This is a genomic window from Sphingomonas sp. RIT328, assembly GCF_000632225.1.
Taxonomy (GTDB): Bacteria; Pseudomonadota; Alphaproteobacteria; order Sphingomonadales; family Sphingomonadaceae; genus Sphingomonas; species Sphingomonas kyungheensis.
In genome coordinates this window covers 25171-44626 of sequence record NZ_JFYV01000024.1, presented here as the reverse complement: position 1 = coordinate 44626, position 19456 = coordinate 25171, and the positions used below count along the sequence as shown (strand labels likewise).

The following is a 19456-nucleotide window of genomic DNA, read 5'->3' as shown; positions in this document are numbered from 1 at the left end:
ATGTCCGATCACTTGGCGGGCGCGAAGGAGAACAGCTGCGTCTTGATCGACGGGGGTGTGCCGGGCGTGAACCAGTTGGTGTCCTGGATATGGCTGGCGGTGACGTACATCGTCCCGTCACGCCCTTCGGAGAAGGTGTCGGGCCAGCGCAGCCGGCGGTCGGTCAGCACCGTCTCGACGGTCGCGCCGTTCAGCCGCTTGATCGCATAGTCGGTCGGCGAGGTCAGGTAGAGGACGCCCGCCTTGCTCATCCACAGGCCGTCGGCAACGTGGGTCTGCGCGACCGTCTTCACAGCAGCTGACCTGTCGGTCTCGCTGACGTCCGACCGCAGCTTGGCGGTGTCGATCGAATAGAGCGTCTTGCCGGTCAGCGCCTGATAGTAGAGCGTCTTGCCGTCCTTGGAGATCGCGATGCCATCGGCGGCGAAGGCAGGCTGGCGGCCATCGGGGCGGACGAGCGGCTTGCCGTCGAGCGTGACCTTCACCGTCTTGTCGATCTGCGTCGAGGGGTGCCCGTCAAGCGCACGGTGGCTCTTGCCGCTCTCCAGGTCGACCACGATGATCGCGCCCCGCGTGCCGCTGTCGGTGATGTAGCCGATCTTGCCGTCGGGCGAGAAGCGGATGTCGTTGAGGTAGGTGCCCTGCAACGCCACGTCGCCGGGAACCGGGATCGTCTTCGTCACCCTGTTCGACGCCAGATCGATGCGGACGAGTTTCGGGGCGCCTTCGAGGATCTTCTCGTTACCCGGCGCGCCGGGATCCAGCACCCAAAGGTTGCCATGGCCATCGGGGACGATCGACTGCACGCAGATGAAATAATCGCCGACCGGCAGTTCGTTGGCGCGAGCGTTGCGCCAGCTGTTCCACTTCGCGTCGGGATAGGGACGTAAGGATCCGTCCTTCATCACCTCGGCAACAGAGATGGGCGCGTCGTCCGTCCAGCGAGGAAAGTTGACGAAGCGACGGCCATCCTCGGTCACCGCGACGCCGGTCGCCTGATGATCGAATTGTGCCACCTGCGTCAGCTGCGCGCTGCGTCCCTGGGCATGGGCGACTCCGGCTGCGGCAGCGGCGACCAGGCCGATGGCGGCGATCCCGGCGGCATAGGGGGCGGCTTTCTTCATGGTCAGGCTCCTGTCGATCGTATCGGTGAGCACGGCGGGGTCGCCGGTAAAGAGGGTAAGAAGGTGGCGGACGACCGCCTCCGGGTTCTCGCGCTGCGGGAAGTGACCCACGCTTGCCAGCGTGACGGCCGCGAACGGGCCGGCGAACTTCGAGGGGACGTCCTCAGCTGTAGAGGGCGGATTTACACCATCCGCATCTCCATGGAGGTAAAGCGTTGGCAGCGACAGCGTCTGAGCCGCTTTCACCTTCTCCTCCAGCCATGCACTGCCCGGGTCGGGCGCCGCTTCATCCCACCGGGAACGATAGCTATGGAGCGTCACGTCGACCCAGTCGGGATTGTCGAACGACCGCGCGATACGAGCGAACGTTGCTTCGTCAAACCAGCCAGGCGGCGACCAATTGACCCAGTGGAGATGGGCGAAGCCGCGGCGGTCTGCACGGACCGCCTCCGCCCCGCGCGCGGTCGCCATAAACCAGTGATACCATTGCCGCTGGGTCTGCTCGAAGGGCGGATTCGCCATGCCGCCGAGCCGGGGCGGGGTCGACAGCATCGCCAGCCGTTCCACCCGCTCTGGCCAGCCTACCGCAAGCGCTTCAGCGATGTTCGATCCCCAATCGTGACCGGCCACCATGAACCGGTCGATCTCCAAGCCGTCAAGCAGCGCGACCACGTCCATTGCATGGATCGCGCTATTACCGGTCCGGGGCGATGCATCGTCCCGAAACCGCGTCGCCCCAAAGCCACGAAGCGTCGGGACGATCGTACGCAGGCCAGCCTCGTTCAGGCGTCCTTTGACATGCTCCCATGTCGAGGCATCGTCCGGCCAGCCATGGAGCAACACGACTACCGTACCGTCCCGCGGGCCCTGGTCGCGATAAACGATGTCGAGCGTGTCGGTCGCAAAGTATGCCAAACCTTGGTCACCGCTCACGATCGGTCCCCGGCCGCTTCCTCTCGGGCGTCGTCGCACAAGCCCTCCTCGCGGCCGGGCACGGACATGTCGTATGCGTTGAGCAGCAGCGACACGAGGCAATAACCCCCGACGAGGTAGATCAGCTCTGCGGTCTGATCTTCGCCGAACGCGCGAACGGCGCGACCATAAGTAGAGGCGGGTAACTGGCGTCCGCCGGCCAAGGTCACAGCCACGTCATAGGCGGCCTGTTCTTCTTCGGTGAGATCGGCGGGCCGCTGGCCTGCTGCGATCGTGGCAATCTTCTCGTTCGACAGCCCGGCGGCCTCGCCGACCCGTTCGTGCGCGTAAAGTTCATAACGGGAATTCATAGCCGCGCCGGTGGCGAGGATCGCGACCTCGTGCGCTGCCTTGGGAAGGTTCGCATTGTCGATCAGCGCCTTTGTGTAGATCCAGGCGGCGCGACCGAATGCCGGAAAACGGAGCATCGGTGCGAATGGTCCGATGAGCGCGCCATCGGTCCGACGGGACACGAACCCCTTGAGGTGCTCGGCGATGTATCCGCTCATCTCATCGTGCAGCGAGCGGAGATCCTCCGGCATGTCTGCCGGAGGAAATGGAGGCGCGCGCATCAGGCGGCCTCGTCCATCTCACGCTTCAAACTGGCCATGTCGATGACATAGCGGAACCGCACGTCCTCGTTTTTGACCTTCTTGTAGGCCGCATTGACGTCCTGGATGTCGATCAACTGGACGTCGGGCGCGACGCCCTTCTCGGCGCAGAAGTCGAGCACCTCCTGCGTCTCGGCGATCGACCCGATCAGCGAGCCCGCCAGCGTCCGGCGGTGCATGATGAGTTCCTGGTTATTGTAGCCGGGGATCTGATCGAGCGCACCGACCGCGCAATAGGTCGCATTGCGCTTCAGGAGCGTGATGAACGGGTCGACTTTGTGCTTTTCCGGGATGGTCGAAAGGATGAAGTCGAAGCTGAGCTCAAGTTCCTTGTAGGCGTCCTTGTCGCCCTCGATCACGACCCGGCTGGCGCCCAGCGCCTTGCCCGGCTCGACCTTGTCCTTGTCGGTCGTGAACACCGTGACATCGGCGCCCATCGCGACCGCAAGCTTCACCGCCATGTGGCCCAGCCCACCCAGGCCGACGATGCCGACCTTGTCGCCCGCCTTCACGCCCCAGTGCTTGAGCGGCGAATAGGTGGTGACGCCGGCGCACAGGATCGGCGCCGCCGCTTCGATCGGCAAGCTTTCGGGCACCTTCAGGACGAAATCCTCCGGAACCACGATGACGTTCGAATAGCCGCCATAGGTGTTGTCCTCGGCGTAGGTGTTGACCCCGTCCTCGGTCTGCGCGGCGGGCTTCATCGGGCCGTTGTAGGTCGCCAGCCAGCTGTTATGCCCTTCGCAATGATGCTCGTCGCCCTCGCGGCAGGGCTCGCACTGCCGGCAGCTGTCGATCATGCAGCCGACCCCGACGAGGTCGCCGACCTTGTGCCGCGAAACGCTCGCACCGGCAGCCGAGACGCGGCCAATGATCTCATGGCCCGGCATGCAGGGATAGACCGTATTGCCCCAGTCGTTCTCGACCTGGTGAATGTCGGAATGGCAGACGCCGCAATAGAGGACGTCTATCTGCACCTCGTTGGCCTTCGGCTCGGGGCGATCGAACTCGAGGGGCTTCAGGCGGCTGAACGAATGCTTGGCGGCGTAGCCGAGGGCCTTGGTCATCCTGCGTATTCCTTGTTTCGATTAATCAGGCGTTTGCGCTGGTCGGCTCGTGATAGGGGCAGCCGTTCACGCGCGCCCTGAAGTCCGCGGAGTGACGGTAGGTCTCGTTGCGCGCACGGTTGACGTTGCCGAGCGGCCGATGTGCCGCGAGCCCGGTCCAGATGCTGAAGCGTGTTTCCTCATCGATCTTGCGCACCTGGGCCGGATTCCAGCTATCCTGCGCCGGTACGCGCAACACGGCGACGCGCTGGAACGGCGAGACCTCCTCGTCCCATTCGACCGTGGGGTCTTCGATCGGCTGCTTTTCGAGGTCGTTGCAAAGCTGGACCTGGAATTCCCATTCCGCATCGAGCCGGGCCATCTCGACACGCACATCCTCACGGATCGCATCCGGGCGATCTGCCGCTTCGACGGTGCGCCCGGTGAGCGCGACCTGATCGGACGCGATCGGTACGAGGCGATACTTGGCGATGTAATCGCCCCAGCGATATGGCGTGACCGAATTGTAGGTTTCGCCCAGTGGATCGGCGTTGGGCGTACCCCCCAGCGTGTCGACAGTTGGACTGGAAAGCCCGACCGCTTCCAGCGCTTTGTGTACGCCCCGCAATGTGGTCGAGAGTACCTCCTTCACGCCCTCCATGCGGTCGGTTGTCTTGGCCAGCATCTTGACGTTGCCGAGGAAGGTTTTGGCGTCCTTCGCCACGAACACCTTGCCGTTATTGGTGACGAAATCCTGTGCCGTTCCATCGGCACCCGGAAGACGCTCGCCCTGGACATTGAGAACCTTGATCGCGAGACCCCGTGGCAGGCTGATGCCGTCGCGCAAGATGTCGCCGGCATTGGTCGAGATGCGGATGAGCGCCTCATGGGTGCCGGGAGAGGCGAACGCTCCCTGCGCCAGCTCATGCGGCAGGGCATCGTCGATGACGAGTTCGCCCTTCAAGACGCCATGCGCCTTGGCATGCACGGAGCGGACCGCATGGCCGTAATCCTCCGCCGTTCGCTCCAGGATGACGTCGAACGCCTCGTTGAGCTGCTGGATGGTGTCGGCCTCGTCGGACTGCCTCTGTTCGACGTCGGGTGAATAGCGGACGGGTGAACCGGTCATGGCACGGCCTCGTGTTTTGAAAGGGGAGAAGGGCGGCAGTCGCCGCCCTTCCATATCGATCAACGCGCCAGCGCTGCTTTGAGCCGCGCTACAGCGAGGTCGTTCGCCTGCTTGGCGCCGCCAACGACATTGGCCATGCCGAAGAACTCATGGGTGACGCCCGGGAAGGTCTTCTGCTCGACCTTGTCGCCGGCCGCCCGCATCGCGGCCGCCAGCGTTTCGCCATCCGAGCGGAGCGGATCGATCTGCGCGTTGATGATCGTCGTCGGCGGCAGACCACGCAGGTTCGAGGCGACCAGGTTGAGACGCGGATCCTGCGCATCGGCCTTGCTCGTCTGATAGTAATAGCCGAACCACGGCAGCATCGCAGTGTTGAGCGGCTTGGCGTTCGCCGAGTCCCGCCGCGAGGGAAGCGTCATACTGCTGTTCGCGATCGGATAGACCGACACGATGTGCCGCGGCACCGTCAGGCCGTTGTCCCGCGCGTAGATCGCGGTCGCGACCGCAAGATTGCCGCCGGCACTCTCGCCGACCGTCGCGATCCGTGCAGGGTCGCCACCCCAGCTTGCCGCATTCTGGAGCGTCCAGCGATAGGCAGCGGCCGCATCGTCATGCTGCGCCGGGAACTTGAACTCGGGCGCATGGCGGTATTCGACCGAGACGACGATGGCGCTCAGCGCCTTCGCCATGGCCCGCGGCGCAGCATCGTAGGTGTCGACGTCGGCGATGACCCAGCCGCCGCCATGGTAGTAAACGATGACCGGCATGGCCTTGCCACCGGCGGGTGCACCGGCCGGCTTGTAGATGCGCGCGAATTGCTTGGGGTCGCTGCCGTACGGCAGGTCCTTCGTCGTTACCGACGGATCAGGCGCCGTCGACATACCCTTCCTCTGCATCGCCGCTTTGGCTCCGTCCGCAGCCGAGGGCTGCATCCGGGCTTCGGCCGGCGTGAGCGTCTCGATCGGCTTCCCGCCGAGCGACGCAAGCGCGTCCAGGACCGACTGCATGTCGGGTGCGGCTTTCGGGGGCTGCACGGATGTCGGGGGCGGAGGTGGCGGAGGAGGGGCCGTGACCGAGCGGGCTGACTGGGCGAGAGCCGGAACGCCTGCGATCGCCGTCGACGCGGCGATCAGCATGGAAATGGTTTTGAGCAAAAATCCCTCCTGTAACTATCCGTTTCTCAACCATCGAGCGCGCTTCGGCGTTTCGGTACGAAAGTAGACGCAAGCGTTTGGGCAGCGAAATTCGGGAGTATGGGCGGCGGCATGGATGATCAGGCTTCGATCGTGGATGAGACGCGCAGGTCTAACGCGTTGCCCTGGGAGGCGAATGGGCTGCTGCGTCTCTTGAATGACGCTGACCGCGCCGCCCTTGCGCCGCATCTGGAACCGGTACCGTTTCGCAATGGCGACATGATCGCACGCGCTGGCGATGCGGCCGACAGCATCTGCTTCCCGTTGACCGGTATCGCTGCAATACTTGACTCGCTCGAGGGTGACCGCCGCTACGCAGTCGCGCTGGTCGGCAGCGAAGGGTTCATCGGTTGGCAGTTGCTGCTTGGCAACGAGCGTTGGTCGCATGACGTGGTGATGAGGGCCGAACACGGCACGGCGATGCGGCTGTCGGCTGCGGCGTTGAACGAGATACTGGCCGACCGTCCGGCGATCCGAACCGTTCTGCTCCGTTTCGTCGACGTGGTCATGATTCAAATGTCTAGGACGATCGTCTCGTCGCTCGCGCATTCGATCGAGCGGCGGATGGCGCGATGGATCCTGCTCTACCACGATCGTGTGCAGGAGGACGACATCTGCATGACGCACGAGGAGTTCAGGCTCATGCTCGGCGTCCGCCGTAGCAGCGTGACCGACGCACTGCACAAGCTCGAAGAGGATGAGGCTGTCCGGTCCGTGCGCGGGCGCGTGATCGTGCGTGATCGCGAGCGGCTGCTGAGGCTCGCCGGCGACACCTACGGGTTCGCCGAGGCGGAACATCGGCGCCTACTCGGCCTCTGATCAAATTGAATCTGCCGACTGCCGCCCCCGGATGACCCCATGAGTGGCTTGAGATACCCATATCTCGCCGACTTGCCCTCACCGGTGAGATTGGACGCTTACTCGAGATGAACAAATGGCCGAAGTTGGGGCGGGGCAAATACTTCGCCAACGACCGGATATGGGTCGAGCCGGGCATGGCCGCCACCCGATCAATTATACCTGAAAGCACCAATTTAGCCGGCCGGTGACATTCAAGGACCCCTTCCGAAAGCGACCATTCCAATCGCGCCCAACGCCTCACAGGCAATTGGCCAGCAAAGTCCTTGTGACCCGCAATCGCGACGTGAACGAATGGCAAAGAACGGGGGGCGGGCAGGGTACCTGGAATGACGGTTTCTGGGTCATCGCCGCGAAGGGGAGGGCGGCAGCTTTCGCTCAATAGCGCTCGCGCTCGGGGGAGACACCTTCGTCGAATGGGCCCATCGCGTCATTCGTTGAGCAAGCCTGAACCAGCCCCAAACCGCGGGCATGCCCATTTCCAGCTCGGCCCACCTTGCCTGCGACGGCGACGACGCTACTACAAAGGTCATTCAGAGGTGACCGACGCCTTGGAGTGAGCTGCTGCCGGTTTCGTGGACACGAGGTTAAGCTACCTGCGCTTGCCGCTCGAAGTCCATGGGGCTGAGATAGCCCAGGGTCGAGTGGCGTCGCATCGGATTATAGAAGCGCTCGATGTAGTCGAACACGTCTGCCTTTGCGTGATTGCGCGTGCGGTAGGTTTTACGTCCGACCCGCTCGGTCTTGAGCGAGGAGAAGAAGCTCTCCATCGCTGCGTTGTCCCAGACGTTGCCCGACCGGCTCATCGAGCAGGTCACGCCGTTTTCGGCCATCAGCCGCTGGAACTTCTCGCTCGTATATTGGCTGCCCTGGTCTGAGTGGTGCAGCAGGGCGTCGGGCTTTCCGCGCCGCCAGATCGCCATCATCAGCGCGTCGGTGACGAGCTGGGCGGCCATGGTGTCGCTCATTGACCAGCCAACGACCCGGCGCGAGAACAGGTCGATGACGACGGCGACGTATAGCCACCCTTCCGCGGTCCAGATGTAGGTGAAGTCGGCGATCCACTTCTGGTTTGGCGCCTCGGCCGTGAACTGGCGGTCGAGGAGGTTGCCGGCGATGATGGAGCGCAGGCCATCGTCTTTCGGCAGCCCACGGCGCCGCGGACGCGCCTTCAGGCCTTGAACACGCATCAGCCGCTCGATGCGATGAAGACCACATGACAGGCCTTCGGCCAGAAGATCGTGCCAGACCCGGCGCGCACCGTACGTCCGATAGCTGGAGATGAAACTGGCGCGCACCTTGGCGCCGAACTCCTCGTCGCTCCGGGCACGGGCACTGGGTGCCCGAACCAGCCAGGCGTGAAAGCCACTGCGCGAAACACCGAGCGCTTCGCAGATCCACGATACGGGCCAGGTCCCCCGCTGCTTCGCGATGAACTCGAACCTCATATCGAGTCCCTGGCGAAGTAGGCCGCCGCTTTTTTTAAGATGTCGCGCTCCGCCTTCATTCTGGCCAACTCGCGGCGCAGCCGCTCAATCTCCTGCTGCTCCGGTCTCATCACGCCATGCCCAGGAAACGCCGACCCCGGTTCCGCCGCCTGCTCCCGCACCCATTTGCGCAGCACGTTCTCGTGCAGGTCCAAATCGCGTGCGGCCTGCGATACAGATACCCCGCGTTCCCGAACCAGCTTCACCACCTCGAGCTTGAACTCACGGCTGAACTTTCGTCGTTGCATCTCCATCCTCCGGTTCCGAAAAACACCCTATCTCGGTGTCCACGAAACCGGCAGCAGCTCAGTCGACGCTGGTCGGAAGTAGGTGTCCCTTCAGGGTGGAGCTTGCGCCACGCTTCATCCGCCAGTGTTTGACTATCATTGAAGCGCAGCATCGTAACCACCCTGTGCTCCCGTGCGGCATGTAGAATTATGGGTTTCTGAAGATCAATGTCCGGGCGTTATGCCCTTTTAGAATGCAAAACAAAGAACCTCGGCAAGTGGCTTTGCGTTATGCCACATCGTCAGTACGAACCTATCGTCCGGTGTCATCGACGACTATGCTTGTTCCTCGTCCGGATCGAAGGCGTCGTGCGCAGCCTCATCGATACGGAAGGCCTTGTCATCGGTCTGATCTGCGCGGCCGGTATCACTCTGCCCCTTGCCGTTATCGTCGTTGGCGGCTGACGTGCTGCTTTCAGCTTGCGGCGCTGTCGTCTTGTCGATCGTTTCGCCGCGGCTGTCGGAGCTAGCGCCGCTAGCAATATGCTTTTCGTCGGGCATGACGTTCTCCTGTTCCACTGCTCAACGTCTCACGCAGAGTTTCGGCAGCCTTCATTCGCGCATGTCAGATGCAATGCCGTGATTCCGGTGGAACGGTGTATCAACGAAAAGGGCGTTTCGCCCTAAAGGATGATGACGATGGCCAAAAGCCAGCGCAAATCGAACAAGGAAGTTCGCAAGCCTAAGGCAGAGAAGGTGAAGACGATCGCAGCCAACGCATCGACCAAGGACAATCCAGTTGGGATGGTGACGATTCGGAAATAGCCGATCGATACCAACGGATCTTTGTCGATCCATGTCAAGCGGCCGAGGCTCCGGCTTACAAATCGGGTACTCGGCCCCTAAATAGAAGCCATCACTGGCATCCGATCGTAGGCGCCACTGGCTGAGAGACACATGCGCTCCCGCTTACAGCTGGAAGTATCCCCATGGATCTGAGCTATCTCTATCATCGGCATCAGGTTTCGCTGGCCGCCGCCTCGACCGCGCTATCGGTCGAAGCACGTGCTTCGCACCGTGGTCTTGCCGCAGCATATTCAGCCAGCATTGCTCAATCTCGAGCTGCCACCGGTGCGGTCACTCTGGTCGGTTCGCGCGTAAGTTGAGTGCGCCTATCACCCAGCAGGCCCGCAACGATGGCGCGAACAACCCCGATCAGAGGAAGACGCGAGTATTCCGGCCTGCACGGACGGCGATGTCACGAGAGGCAGCCGCACGGCAGCTACGGCTGACTGCAGTCGCTTGGAGCACGTTGCGGACGCCAGAACGCGTCAAGTCTTTCCTAAACAGCGACCACGCCACGCTATCCGCGCGGCCGATCGACATCGCGATTGCAAGCGATACCGGTCTGGCGCGTGTAGAACATTTATTGGACGTCATACGCGCCCAAGAGGTTGGTGTGGCTTGAATACACATCGGACGGAATATGGGCATACGGAGGCAATTTGATGTCACGAGCCATGAATGTCACTGCAACTGAGATAGAAGTGAGAGCGGCAGCTGCCGAGCACGGCACACCTATCAGCGCGATCGAGACGATCTTATCTGGCGGCACGCGGGTCGTTTTTATGAACGGCGACGATGCCGCGCGAATGCGTCGCCACTTCAAAGATAAGATGATCGTGGGTGCGGTTTCACGTACGAGATGGGTCAGGAACAGATGATTACTGCCTTCGGGGCCGGTTGCTTTTCTTTGACCAAGTAATAGAAACGCACCGTGGTCGCCCTGACAAGATCGCTTAAAACTCATGCCTCATCGGCGCTAAACTCAGGCCGACGTAGCAACTCTAAGCAAGCGGCACGGGGCGGCCGAAACAGTGGAGACGATTGCGGATGTTCTGCGGCGCACTTGAGAAAACGTCTGTTCGTTGATTGTTCGCTTAAGGCTTTGGGTAAACGTACCACGGCAAGAAGCGGGAATCGGCCTGACGGCCTCGAACGGCCGTTTTCGGATCGTCGCGGCAATAGGGTAGGGCGGCTCTCGCTCAACACTTGCCATTCCGCTTCCGCCCAATAACCTTCATTCATTTGGGTTATGCGCATACCCTTAGCCTCGGGGCGTCGCCGCTCTGTGCAGCGTGCTAACCTTTTGGCCTCTGACAGCTTCTAGTTCTCATCTAATACTAATTTCCTGTGTCCGCTTATCAAATTTTACAAAAACAAATTTACAAGTAAAATATTAGGAAATATCGGCGTCAAGATGTATACTTTTAGCTTTAGTTCATGGCAGCCAGCGCCTCTTCGTGATACGAGTTCATGCGCTTCATTGCACTATCGCTAAGTTTTATGACCTCGCCATCGACTTCTATCATGCCCTCGGCGCGTAGATGGCTAATCCAACGATCGCCTATCCGTTTATTTTTTGATGTTAAATTTACAGCATTGTCTATATACATAACCTGGTTGCGCAGCCCAGCGATGTACATGTGGAGCATCATATCCCAAGCGTATTCATCAAAAATATCGGCCGGAAAGTGGCCATAGCGGAGCGCCCTCAACGCCACTTGTGACTTGGCAAGGTCAAGGCACCCATCAAATATGGCCATCATACGCTCCAGAGCAGGCGAATACGGTAACAACTAGGCAGCCTGAGGCCCATAACACTCCGGTCGCGTCAGCGGCCTACTGCCACAAGGAATCGCGCATGACGAGTCATTCGGACCACGATCGTTTATTGGCTAGCCTAAATGACGCATTGGCTGCGGCTGTGCGCATCGATAACACGTTAGCTGCAGCGATGATCGAGGAATGCATCGCCGCGGTGCATAGGGAGGTGCCCCGTAGGGCTGATCATTGAACGGCAATGCACCTTACCGGATCACCGGTTGGGGGTTACAGGTCGGGCCAAAAGCGAACCGTCCGCTTTCCTCCCAATAGGCGGCCCTCCGCCCCTCAGCATTGCCGCGAGTGGCCCGCTGTCGCGAGATGAACGGATGGCAAAAAGCCAGAAGCGGACTCGCGACCTCGAATGGCCGGTTCTGGGTCACTGCCCGCAGAGGGCGTTCTAGAGATGATCGCCCAAGCTTGGCGACTAGGCTGGCAATCTGACTAAATCGAAAGCGGCCATTGGTTCAGGCCGACGATCCCGTGCTATGAACCAAGCCGCATTTGCCGGAGACCGTGGCCGTTATGTTACCGATGATATTGGTTTTACTGAGCGCGGCATCTGTGAACAGTCCGATGGTGCCGGGGGTAGCAGCCTTTTTGAAGGATCATCACCTCACTCGGTACAGCGTCGCGTTGGTTGATCTGAATGGCGATAACCGTGCCGAAGCACTGGTTTACGCAATGTCCACCTCCGCCGGGGGTCAGCAATCCGACCTCTGCGGGAGCGGAGGTTGCGATCTTTATGTTCTATCCCTGACGCCAGCCGGCTATCGGCAAGTCTCGGATATATCCGTATCACGTGCGCCGATCCGAGTCCTGCCGACCATCACGCACGGATGGCGCGATCTAAGTGTCACCGTCGCGGGTGGCGGGATCATCAAAGGTCACGAAGCGAGATTGCGATTTGATGGTCGGAGCTATCCGACGAACCCTACGGTTTCACCAGCTCTTCCACTGAAGATAACCACTGGGAAGGTGTTGATCGCGAACGACCCGCCCTTGCCCTGATTTCGGTAGCTCCATTGGATTGGAAGAAAGGCGGTGCCACGGCGTGTCGGCTATCGCCCTCGGCGTTTCGGTAAGCAGACGTTCCGCTTCCCTCCCATTCACGACATCCATCACGGTCGATCATGCGGCAAGGCCATTCAGCGCGGAGATGAACGAATGTCTAAAGATGGGGAGCGGGGGAGGGGGCGCGAATGTCCGGCTTTGGGTCCGACCCGCTAGTAGGTGCAGCTGTGTTGTTTGTGGCTGGCGAAGCCCCATTTTGCTCGTGGTTGCCTCCCCGGTGCCCGCGTCCCGTCGTTCACCTCCAAGCGGAAGGCGGGACGCGTTATAGCGACCATGCCATGGCACTAGCAAAAGCAGCATCGTCGAGGCTCCATAGCAATCTGCTCCGCGCTGTCTGATCCAAACAGCCCGCGGGACTCACCGGATCTGGTGGTGAAGCGGGGCGGGGGGCGCCCAGGTGCTCTGCCACGTACATGAACAAGCGGCAGGTATTGACCCCGGTGAAAAGGCCAGTGAATGGCCGCATATGAGTCTTTCCGTTTGACGGGAGAAATACTGCGATAATTGTTAATTACCAGCCTGTATACGTTGGCGTGCATCCACCAAATACGAGCATTTTCCCGTCTGGTGAATGCACGTCAAGCATATTTTACTTAGCGGCTATTGCTTCGATTTCCACAAGAAATGCTGGTCCCGCCAGCGCTGCAACCTGTACCGTCGAGCGTGCGACGGTCGTTGGATTGTCGGTGGTCCCAAAATAAGTTTTGAAGCCGTCGTTCATGCCGGCGAAGTCCATTTTGCCGCCGAGCTTGGGATCGCCGGCGACGAACACGGTGAGCTTGATGATATCGCTCATCGCAAAGCCATGTTCGGCAAGGATCGTCTTGATCTTGGCCAAGACGCTGAGCGTCTGCGTCTTGGTGTCGCCGAGGTCGGCCATGGTGAGCTGGGCGGGCGGTATCTTCCTGGCGGGATCGAGCGGCGCGGCCAGTTGCCCGCTAAGATAGAGGGTGGTCGCGCCCGGCTTGACCGTCACGGACTGGAGGATCAGGCCGGCCGGCGTGCTGGCGTGTTTGCCGACCGTCTGCGCCGTCCCCGGCCGGGGCAGGAGGGCGGCCGCGAGCGCGGCCCCCAGGATGAGCGTCTTCAAAGTCATTCTCCCATGATCCTCTGTCAGAACGATATGTTGAGGCGTGCGTAATAATAGCCGCCATTGATGCCGTAGGGGCTGAAGGTCAGCGGCGCGTCGAGCACGTTACCGCCGTTGACCAGCGTCGCATTGGTAGTGCCGGGCACGAGCGGCACGATCGGCGGTCGCTTGTTGAAGACGTTGTTGGCGCCCAACGCGATGCCGAGTTGGGGCGTGATATCGTAGTTGAGCTCGATGTCGCCGATGAAGGCGGTGCCGATTGTCTGTTCGTAGAAGGTGCCGCCATCGGGCGTCAGCTTGGCGGAGCTCTTGCCGTAGACCGTGCCGCGGAGCGTCGCCGAAAACTTGTCGATTGTGTAAAGCACCGAGGTGATCACCTTGACCTTGGGGGAGGCGGTCTCGATGTTGCTCTGCGCACCGGCATCGAACAGTGGAATGACCGCGCCGGTAATGGGGTTGGTCAAGGTGGCCGGGGCGGCGATCAGCCGGGTGAGCTTGGTCTCGTTGTAATTGCCCGATATCGTCCAGTTCGCCTTGCCATAGTCGCCGAAGTCGGTGGCGTAGCTCACCACCAGATCGACGCCGCGGGTGCGGGTGTCGGCGCCGTTGGTGAAGATGTTGATGCCGGTCTGGCTGACGGTGGGATCTAGCACGTTGCCGTTGGCGATGATCGCCTGGGTGACGATCGGGAAGTTGATCGCGCCCCCGCTGCCATAGATCGAACCGGTGCCGAGGATGCGGTCGCGGATCTTCACCTGATAGGCATCGAGCGTGATGGTCAGCCGGTCGATCGGGCGGATGACCGTGCCGAGCGAATAATTGGTCGACTTTTCCGGCTTGAGGTTCTGGAAGCCGATCAGCTTGGCGGCTGCCGAATTGGCGGGCAACTGCACGAAGGCGGCGGTCGGGGAGACGTTCGTCGCCGAATAATAGGATTCGGCGAGCGTCGGCGCGCGGAAACCGGTCGAGAGGGTGCCGCGAAGCGCAAAGGCGGGCGAGAAGTCGTAGCGGCCGGTGCCCTTGTAGATGAACTTGCTGCCGAAATCGGAATAATGTTCGTAGCGGCCGGCGACGTCGATCTTGAGATGCTCGACGGGGCTGGCGGCGACATCGACATAGGCTGCGGCGGCTTCGCGGCCATGGGTGCCGGCGTCCGACGGTCTGAAGCCGGGATAGGATTGGCCGCCTTCCTTGTAGATGGAAGCCGGATCGCCCGCGCCGATCTGATAGACGTTCTTGCGATATTCGCCCCCGAAGGCGAGATTGATCGGGGTGGCGAGGCCCGCGTCGATCTCATGCGTGATATCGGCGTTGACGGTGAACTCGGTCGATTTGAAGAAGCCGTCGTAGAAGCTGGTGGGCGTGAAGCCGGTGTCGGCGTAGAGCGAGGCGTTGGCGGAATCGACGGTGTAGATCGCGTTCTTGTCCTGCCCGAAGGTCGTCGACAGGTCGTAATGGAAACCGTCGACCATGCCGCGCACGCCGCCGGTGAACGCCATATCGTCTTCACGGATCTTCTCGCGCGGGCTGAAGCCGTTGGCCGGGCTGTCGCCATCGGGATCGAAATAGGTCGTCACGCCATTGACGGTGCGCGAGACGCGCGTCGGCACGCGGACATTCTCATAGGCGCTGGCGATCCGCCGCGAATAGGTGCCGAAACTATAAATCTCGGCACCGCCGAAATCATAGGCGGTGTTATATTGAAGGTTGGTCAGCCGCGATTGCGCATCGCCGTTGATCCTGTTGACATAGGGAAAGCCGGCCATCCCCGGATACAGCGCCTGCTGCGTCGCGCTGAGCGACGGGCTGGTCGTGCTGCCGAGCAGATTGCCATTGGCATCCGTCACGCGGCGATCGAGACCGCCGACCTGGGTGAAATCGTGGAAGCGGTGGAAGCCGGTGATGTTGAGGAAGCCGGAGTCACCGATCTTTGTCGCGAGGTGGATCGTCCCGGCATAGGTATCGCCGCCGGTCTGGTAATTCTTGCCGGCGGTGATGTAGCCGTCGCCGCCCTCCTTGTCGTCCTTGAGGATGACGTTGATCACCCCGGCGATCGCATCCGAGCCATATTGTGCGGCGGCGCCGTCTTCGAGCACTTCGATCCGCTTGATCGACGAGGGGCTGATCAGGTCGAGGTCGGCGGTGGCGGCGCCCTGATAGGGTCCGCCGAGGACGGCGAGGTTCGACGTTCCGTGCCGGCGTTTGCCGTTGACCAGCACGAGCGTGTGGTTGGGGCTGAGCCCGCGCAGCCGCGCCGACAGCGTCAGATTGGCGGTATCGCCGCCGAACGCCTGCGCGGTGAACGACGGGACCAGCTGGGTGAGTACCTGGTTGAGATTGGGCTGGCCGACATGGCTCAGCGTATCCGCGTCGAGCACCTTGATCGGCGCGGCGCTTTCCGCGGCGGTGATGCCGGTGGCGCGCGTGCCGGTGACGATGATGTCATTGTCCTGCGGCGGTTCGCCGTCGGCGAGCGGCGACGGTGTCGGTTCGACCGGTGTCGCGATCGGCGTCAGGGTTTGACCGTTTGCCGCCGTCGTCTGAGCGATGAAGAGCATGGCCGCGATCGCGGCACGTGACGTTCCGATATAGAAACTCATGGTCGGCCCCCAGATGTTGTCAGGTCAGCCTCGCCATCTTCTCCCAAGCCTCTCGGATTTGTGCACAATCTACCGTTCCGGAAGTCGTGACCCCCGATTTGTTATAATGTCGTGATTCAATAAATGACTATTTACGCGTGAGTTACGTTTGCAATTGTTTGTTCGGTTTTCGATAGTGGCAACGCATTTTACTGGCCAGATGGTGACTGGCCGTCACAGCGACTTGATCATGGCGACGAAGGGCACGGCGATGTCGCCACATATCTGCGTTTGTCTCATCGTCGCGCGATAGCCGTGCGCAGCGTAGAAAGGTTCGCCGGGCAGGGTCGCCATCAACGTCGCGTGGCCGAAGCCGGCAGCGGCCGCCGCGGCTTCGCAGGTGGAGAGCAGCGCCCGCCCGACGCCGCGTCGCGCCTGCTCCTCCGCGACGAAGAAGGCGCGGATGCGGGCGGCGTCCGTTGCCGGATCGAGCAAGGCGCTGGATCGCCGGGCGAAGCGGTCACCCCCGAACAGCGTCGCCCGCCGGCTCCAGCCTCCGCAGCCGGCGAGCGCGCCGTGCCATTCCGCGACGAAATAGCTCCCGTCGGCGACCAGCTCGCTGTCGACGCCGAAGACGTGCGCGATCGCCGCTTCGATTTGATCGGTCTCATAATGATCCCGACTGAGCGCGCGGGCCGAGCGTGCGATCAGCGCCTCCAAGGCGGGGATGTCGGCCGGCGTCGCCGCGCGCAGCGTCAGCGCCGTGGCACCGGGCGTCATACGGCACGGCGACGCGCCGGGCTGACAAGCGCCTCCGCTGAGACGCGGCGGGCGAGCGCGAGCACCTGCGCCCGGGCGGATTGGATACCGCCCTCTTGCCAGCCGGGTGTCTGACTGAGCGCTGCGCTGGCGAAATAGATCCGTCCCTCCGGCGCTTGGAGCAGGCGGAAGGCGGCGGTGTCGATGTGGCCCTCCTGACGGCCGTTGGCGCTGCCCGCGTTCCAGTCGGGCCATGGCCCCAGGCTGTAGGGGATTTTGTGCCAGTTGACGGCAAGGCCATTGACCAGGTCGGCACCATGGCCGGGATGGAGCTTGTCGACGACGCCGCGGGAGAAGGCGATCTGCTCTGCGATCGAACGCTTCTGGAATTCCGCCGCAGTGGGCCCCGACGAATAGCAGCCGAGGATCATGCCGCGCTCGCTGTGTAGCCCCGCGGAGGGATACCAGATCAGCGTCGTCGGTCCGCCGACGAACGAAATACCGCCGTAGATCTGCTCGCGTTCCCAGAAGCGCGGACTTTCGAAGGCGACCTTGTTCGAATAATCATATTGGACGTTGGCGATCGTCGTCTTGAGCTTAGCCGACAGGTTGGTGTCGATCTTGGCCAGCACCGGAAAGGGGATGGTGCAGATCAGATAATCGGCGACCACCGTCTCGACGGCGCCGCTCGCGGGGTCGCGATACACGACCTCGACATCGCCGCTGCGCTGGCGGATGCGCGTGACCTCGGCGCCGCGCAGCGCCGGTCGTCGCAGCGCATTGTCCATCGCCGCGTGGATGCGGTCCATGCCGCCGACCGGCTCGAACATCGTCGCCTGCATGTAGAGATTGTCTTCGAACAGGGTCATCGGCAGCCGCTGATTGGCGAGCAGCTGATCGATCGGCATGGCCGTCGACGCCGTGGCGAAGGCTACGCCCGCGCCCGGCGCTGTGCCGAAGCCCGATCGCTCGGTGCCTGCGAACGCGCCGTCCTCGCCGAGATCGCCATAGGCCTTGATGAACGGCAGCAGCTTTTCCCGATCGACGGCGCTGAGTTCCGCATCGAGCGCCCCCTTGCGGATCGCCTTGGCGAGCAGTTCGGCGATCCGACCGCGCATGTCGTTGATCGCGGTCCGCATGCGGATCTTGGAGCCGTCGTCCGCCATGATATAGGCGGAGCGGCTCGAATTGACCTCGACTTCGAGGGGAACGCCGAATTTCCTGGCATAGCCGAGCAGGCCCTGATGGAAACTGGGAATACGTGCCGGCCCGGCGTTGAAATAGACGCCGTCCGAGAATTTGGCGGTTTGCGTCTCTTCCCCGTTCATCTCGATCGTGTCGCCGTTGCGCACGGTCCACGCCCTTCCGCCGACACGTTTGCGAGCCTCGAGCAACGTGACAAGGAAGCCGGCCTGTTCGAGCTCATAGGCGCTGGTCAGTCCGGCGATACCGGCGCCAAGGATGATGACGTGCCGACCGCGCCCTAGCGTCGGCGTCATGCCACTCATGTCCTGTGCCTCGGCAATGCCGGCAAGTCCCAAAGCCTGCATCGCGCCGAGTGTCGCACCCAACCCCCCGACCATACCGAGACGGGTCAGAATCCTTCTGCGTGTCACCATGAAGAGCGTCCCCTTGCGCGCAGGCCTACTGCGCACCCCGCCCCGTCGGCGGCAGACACCCCAGACATCCAGCTCCGATGGCTCGCAACGCTTGTTCGCATTCGCGGCTCTACGCGAAACTAACTGGCACTCAATGATGCCTGACCGGTACGAATCGAAGTAAACCAAAGATTTTCTTGCGCTGCAACATGTTTGTCATCTTGCACGCCAAAACCGGCTCTGGCGGTTTCCTGATGTGAAGGATCCGGCATAGCCTCCGGCGGATCACGGCTCTCATGCAGAGCAGAGGCTCCGTCAGACCAAATGCACCGGCTGGTAATTGAAAGCGGGTATGGGCGTCGACATCGAGCGCGTGAATGTCGACCTCTTCAAGGGCGAGAGCCACACGCCCGAGTTCCTCGAGCTGAACCCGCACGGGCTGTCGCCCGTGATGGTCGACGGCGACTTCGTCCTCTACGAGTCCGCGGCGATCAACCTCTATTTCGCCGAGAAGGCGGGGAGTGATCTGGCCGGTGCCACGACACGCGAGCGGTACGAGATCCTACAGTGGATGTTCTGGTCGGGCGAGCAGTGGCGGGTCTTCGCGACGCTCACGTTCGACGAACGGATCGGCAAGCGCTTCAGCCGCCCTGGAACGTGTAGCCGATGTCGCCATGCAAGAACCATGGAGCGACGTCCTGGCGCGGCGCATTGGCGGCGAGGCTTGTGGAGATGCGTCCGCGCGGAATGATCCCCTCCACTTCATAGTCGACGCCGCCTGCAATGGGTTCGGCAATGACGCGCAGGGCGCCCGTGTTGAGCGACCGGTCGCGGGTCGGTCTGCCTGGCCGGTCGCGTTCGCCACGATGGAAGAGCGAAGTTTCGACGGTCGCACGCCCGATTGTCTTCGAGCGGCTCAGCAATCCGCCCCACAGGAAAAGGTAGAAACCCTCGCGATCCAGTGCGTCGCTGTTCCGTCGCAGCGAGGGCACGTCTTCGGGGCGGCGCTGTTGCGGCAGCACGTAGACGGCGGTCGACCTCCACC

General features: G+C 62.0%; 17 protein-coding genes. 3 read left to right on the top strand and 14 right to left on the bottom strand.

Features of this window, described 5'->3' with window-relative positions; all coding sequences use genetic code 11:
* Window positions 1–8: 8 nt before the first annotated feature.
* Genes BW41_RS20585 through BW41_RS12330 form a run of 5 tightly spaced genes read right to left on the bottom strand, consistent with a single transcriptional unit; the run spans window position 9 to window position 6036 of the window.
* On the bottom strand, window positions 9–2096 hold the full coding sequence (locus tag BW41_RS20585; RefSeq protein WP_235199748.1) for an L-dopachrome tautomerase-related protein: 2088 nt from the start codon (window positions 2094–2096) through the stop codon (window positions 9–11).
* Entirely contained in the window at window positions 2054–2638 is a 585-nt protein-coding gene (locus BW41_RS12345) for a carboxymuconolactone decarboxylase family protein (RefSeq protein WP_200870426.1), read from the bottom strand. Before BW41_RS12345 ends, BW41_RS20585 begins: the two co-directional genes overlap by 43 nt.
* Window positions 2639–2667: 29 nt before the next feature.
* Window positions 2668–3774, bottom strand: coding sequence for an NAD(P)-dependent alcohol dehydrogenase (locus tag BW41_RS12340; protein ID WP_037534816.1), 1107 nt, complete (start codon window positions 3772–3774; stop codon window positions 2668–2670).
* A gap of 25 nt (window positions 3775–3799) precedes the next feature.
* Window positions 3800–4882, bottom strand: coding sequence for a catalase family protein (locus tag BW41_RS12335; RefSeq protein ID WP_037534815.1), 1083 nt, complete (start codon window positions 4880–4882; stop codon window positions 3800–3802).
* A 59-nt stretch (window positions 4883–4941) separates the two neighbouring features.
* Window positions 4942–6036, bottom strand: a complete 1095-nt coding sequence (locus BW41_RS12330) for an alpha/beta hydrolase (RefSeq protein WP_235199747.1) — start codon at window positions 6034–6036, stop codon at window positions 4942–4944.
* Between the two features lie 111 nt (window positions 6037–6147).
* On the opposite strand from BW41_RS12330, the gene BW41_RS12325 reads away from it, so the two are divergent.
* Window positions 6148–6894, top strand: a complete 747-nt coding sequence (locus tag BW41_RS12325; RefSeq protein ID WP_161773133.1) for a Crp/Fnr family transcriptional regulator — start codon at window positions 6148–6150, stop codon at window positions 6892–6894.
* A gap of 626 nt (window positions 6895–7520) precedes the next feature.
* Here BW41_RS12325 and BW41_RS12320 read toward each other — a convergent pair.
* The 3 genes from BW41_RS12320 to BW41_RS12310 all read right to left on the bottom strand — a co-directional run bounded on the left by BW41_RS12320 (window position 7521) and on the right by BW41_RS12310 (window position 9208).
* A protein-coding gene (locus BW41_RS12320; RefSeq protein WP_152542304.1) for an IS3 family transposase occupies window positions 7521–8668 on the bottom strand; the annotation gives its coding sequence in 2 pieces (ribosomal slippage) (window positions 7521–8407 and window positions 8407–8668; 1149 coding nt in all).
* Between the two features lie 228 nt (window positions 8669–8896).
* Window positions 8897–8977, bottom strand: coding sequence for a DUF7684 family protein (locus BW41_RS22060; protein ID WP_443027646.1), 81 nt, complete (start codon window positions 8975–8977; stop codon window positions 8897–8899).
* Window positions 8978–8983: 6 nt separating this feature from the next.
* Window positions 8984–9208, bottom strand: coding sequence for a hypothetical protein (locus BW41_RS12310; RefSeq protein WP_152542297.1), 225 nt, complete (start codon window positions 9206–9208; stop codon window positions 8984–8986).
* A gap of 138 nt (window positions 9209–9346) precedes the next feature.
* Here BW41_RS12310 and BW41_RS21970 point away from each other — a divergent pair, with 138 nt between their 5' ends.
* Window positions 9347–9472 carry a hypothetical protein gene (locus BW41_RS21970; RefSeq protein WP_268747117.1) on the top strand — a complete coding sequence of 42 codons (126 nt, stop codon included), beginning with the start codon at window positions 9347–9349 and terminating at the stop codon, window positions 9470–9472.
* A 601-nt stretch (window positions 9473–10073) separates the two neighbouring features.
* Here BW41_RS21970 and BW41_RS21255 read toward each other — a convergent pair.
* From BW41_RS21255 to BW41_RS12280, 6 genes are all read right to left on the bottom strand, one after another.
* Entirely contained in the window at window positions 10074–10457 is a 384-nt protein-coding gene (locus BW41_RS21255) for a hypothetical protein (RefSeq protein WP_153810803.1), read from the bottom strand.
* A 466-nt stretch (window positions 10458–10923) separates the two neighbouring features.
* Entirely contained in the window at window positions 10924–11253 is a 330-nt protein-coding gene (locus BW41_RS12300; protein ID WP_152542295.1) for a hypothetical protein, read from the bottom strand.
* 1721 nt (window positions 11254–12974) lie between these two features.
* Window positions 12975–13481: a Rid family hydrolase gene (locus BW41_RS12295; protein ID WP_037534809.1), complete on the bottom strand. Its 507-nt coding sequence runs from the start codon at window positions 13479–13481 to the stop codon at window positions 12975–12977.
* A gap of 17 nt (window positions 13482–13498) precedes the next feature.
* On the bottom strand, window positions 13499–16075 hold the full coding sequence (locus BW41_RS12290) for a TonB-dependent receptor plug domain-containing protein (RefSeq protein WP_152542294.1): 2577 nt from the start codon (window positions 16073–16075) through the stop codon (window positions 13499–13501).
* 213 nt (window positions 16076–16288) lie between these two features.
* Window positions 16289–16834, bottom strand: a complete 546-nt coding sequence (locus tag BW41_RS12285) for a GNAT family N-acetyltransferase (protein WP_037534807.1) — start codon at window positions 16832–16834, stop codon at window positions 16289–16291.
* A complete protein-coding gene (locus BW41_RS12280; RefSeq protein WP_051583471.1) occupies window positions 16831–18312 on the bottom strand; it encodes a flavin monoamine oxidase family protein in 1482 nt (493 codons plus the stop codon). The genes BW41_RS12285 and BW41_RS12280 overlap by 4 nt, the downstream gene beginning before the upstream one ends.
* Before the next feature lie 451 nt (window positions 18313–18763).
* On the opposite strand from BW41_RS12280, the gene BW41_RS12275 reads away from it, so the two are divergent.
* Window positions 18764–19162: a glutathione S-transferase family protein gene (locus BW41_RS12275; protein ID WP_200870425.1), complete on the top strand. Its 399-nt coding sequence runs from the start codon at window positions 18764–18766 to the stop codon at window positions 19160–19162.
* Window positions 19163–19456 lie beyond the last annotated feature (294 nt).